Source organism: Caenimonas terrae, assembly GCF_042655405.1.
GTDB lineage: Bacteria > Pseudomonadota > Gammaproteobacteria > Burkholderiales > Burkholderiaceae_C > Ramlibacter > Ramlibacter terrae_A.
On record NZ_JBHSMF010000012.1, the window covers coordinates 1 to 2,831 of the forward strand.

Annotated in this window: 2 protein-coding genes; one reads left to right on the forward strand and one right to left on the reverse strand. The window is 70.7% G+C overall.

Annotated features, from left to right (window positions below; genetic code table 11):
- Positions 1–178: 178 nt before the first annotated feature.
- Complete coding sequence (locus ACFPOE_RS21945; protein ID WP_376852473.1) at positions 179–1,237, reverse strand: serine hydrolase domain-containing protein; 1,059 nt, start codon at positions 1,235–1,237, stop codon at positions 179–181.
- Between the two features lie 65 nt (positions 1,238–1,302).
- Here ACFPOE_RS21945 and ACFPOE_RS21950 point away from each other — a divergent pair, with 65 nt between their 5' ends.
- Positions 1,303–2,700: a M20 family metallopeptidase gene (locus ACFPOE_RS21950; RefSeq protein WP_376852474.1), complete on the forward strand. Its 1,398-nt coding sequence runs from the start codon at positions 1,303–1,305 to the stop codon at positions 2,698–2,700.
- Positions 2,701–2,831: the final 131 nt, after the last annotated feature.

Genomic DNA, 2,831 nt, shown 5'->3' on the forward strand with positions numbered 1-2,831 from the left:
TGCGTCCATGGGATGGCGCCCGCGAGCGTGCCCGGAGAACACCCCATCCCGGCCAGCGGCCGTGCCACCGTGGTGATGCGCGAGCGCAAAGAGACAGAGACAGAGACAGGAGGCATGGATCCCGGGTCGAGCCCGGGATGACAGGGCCGGCGCCGGGAGACAAGCTCAACACGACAAGTCAGGCTGTCGCGTCGACCGCCGCCAGCACCTTGCCGAAGAAGCCGTCGGCGTGCGCCGAATCGAGCCAGCGCACGACAACCACCATCCTGCGTTCCGGTTCGATCCAGGTGAACGAACTGCCGGCGCCGACCGCGAAATAGCTGGAGGCCGGCACGCTGGGGAACATCCTGCGCTCGTGATTGAGCCAGACCAGGTAGCCGTAATAGGGCGCCAGCGGCCCGGGCGTGCGCATGTCGCGGATCCACTGCGCCGACAGCACCCGCTGGCCGTCGCGGGCCACGCCTTCGTCCAGCATCATCTGGCCCACCAACGCCTGGTCCTGCGCGCTGATCGACAGGCCGCCGCCCCAGTGGGTGCCGCCCGGCACCGACTGCATGCGCAGGCCGGCCACCATGACCCACGCGTTGTCGTAGCCCACCCAGTTCCAGTTCTCGCTGGCGCGGACGGGCCGCATGATGGCTTCGCGGAACACCTCGGGCAGCGGGCGCTGGAACAGGTGCAGCAAGGCCAGCGACAGCTGGTTGATGCGCACGTCGTTGTATTCCCAGTACGTGCCCGGCGCCTGCAGCGGCCGCGGATCGCCCTTCCTGCCGCCGGGCGGCGTGCCGAAGGTGACGGCGCGGTAGTGGTCGGCCTGGTCCGGCAGGCCGAACAGCTCGCCGGTCCATTCGCTGGTCTGCTGCAGCATCTGGGCCCAGGTGACCTGCGCGTTGTTGCCGGCATCGAAGCCGATGCCCTTGACGCGCGCGCCGATCGGCTCGTTCACGTCGGGCAGCAGGCCGCGGTCATGGGCGACGCCGGCCAGCAGCGCCAGATAGGTCTTGGCGACGCTGAAGGTCAGGTCGGCGCGTTTCGGTTCGCCCCACGAGGCGAGCGTCTTGCCGTCGACGACGACGGTGCCGGAGACCGGGCCGCGGTCATGCACCGGCCCGAGCAGCCGGTTCCACGGCGGCGGGTCCTCCCTGTGCACGCCCCAGTTGCCGGTGGTCTCGCGGTCCCATGAGGTCTCGTGGTCGACGGCGAACTGCACCGCCTGTTGCATGGCATCGGCTGGCATCGAGGAATCTCCCGGCTGTGGTTCTGGGCTGAAATTGTCGCCCACGCCGCCTGTATGCTGCCGGCATGACCAGCCGCGCCGCCGCCATCCACAGTGCCCAGCAATGTTTCGACTCCGGCCGGTTCCGCCAGACGCTGGCCCGCCGCATCGCGATCCCGACCGAGAGCCAGAACCCCGAGCGGGCGCCGGTGCTGCGCCAGTACCTGGAAGCGGAAATCCGGCCGGCCTTCGAGGCGATGGGCTTCGACTGCCGCCTGCTGGAGCACCCGAAGGCGGCGGCGCCCTTCCTGTACGCCGAGCGGATCGAGGGCGCCGGGCTGCCGACGGTGCTGGGCTACGGCCACGGCGACGTCATCCGCGGCCTGGACAAGGAGTGGAAGGCGGGCCTGTCGCCCTGGGCGCTCACCGAATCGGAAGGGCGCTGGTACGGCCGCGGCATCGCCGACAACAAGGGCCAGCACAGCGTCAACATGCAGGCCCTGGACAGCGTGCTGGCGGCGCGCGGCAAGCTGGGATTCAACGCCAAGTACCTGATCGAGATGGGCGAGGAGACCGGCTCGGCCGGCCTGCGGGAGCTGTGCGCCGACCACAAGGAGCTGCTGCAGGCCGACCTGCTGATCGCCTCCGACGGCCCGCGGCTGGCGCCCGGGCGGCCGACCGTGTTCCTGGGCTCGCGCGGCAGCGTCAACTTCGACCTGTCGATCGAGGCCCGCGCCGGCGGCCATCACTCGGGCAACTGGGGCGGCCTGATCTCCAACCCGGGCATCCAGCTGGCGCATGCCGTCGCCTCGCTGGTGTCGCCGACCGGCGAGATCCTGGTGCCGCAATGGAAGCCGAAGGAACTGCCGCCCGCGGTGCGGCGCGCGCTGGCCGACTGCGAGGTGGACGGCGGCGAGGACGGCCCGCAGATCGAGCCCTGGTGGGGCCAGCCCGGCCTGTCGCCGGCCGAGCGGGTGTTCGGCTGGTGCAGCTTCGAGGTGCTGGCGTACAAGACCGGCAATCCGGAGACGCCGGTCAACGCCATCCCGCCGCGGGCCTGGGCCCGCTGCCAGCTGCGCTTCGTGGTCGGCATCGATCCGGCCGACATCCTGCCGGCGCTGCGCCGGCACCTGGACGCGCACGGCTTCCCGATGGTCAAGATCGCCAGCGAGCGGGACAGCATGTTCACCGCCACCCGGATCGACCCGGAGGATCCGTGGGTGCAATGGGCGGTGGCCTCGATCGCCGCCACCAGCGGCAAGAAGCCGGCCGTGCTGCCCAACCTGGGCGGCTCGCTGCCCAACGACATCTTCACCGACGTGCTGGGCCTGCGCACCGTGTGGGTGCCGCATTCCTACCCAGGCTGCTCGCAGCACGCGCCCAACGAGCACCTGCCGCCCGAACTGCTGCGCGAAGGGCTGGCCGTGATGGCCGGCCTGTACTGGGACATGGGCGCGGGCGAAACGCCCCACGCGCAGCGCTGACCGGGTTTGTCATCCCGGACTTGATCCGGGATCCAATCTTTCTGCCCCCGCGGGACAGCCTGGTTGGCAGGGCCGCTGGCCGGGATGGGGTGTTCTCCGGGCACGCTCGCGGGCGCCATCCCATGGACGCA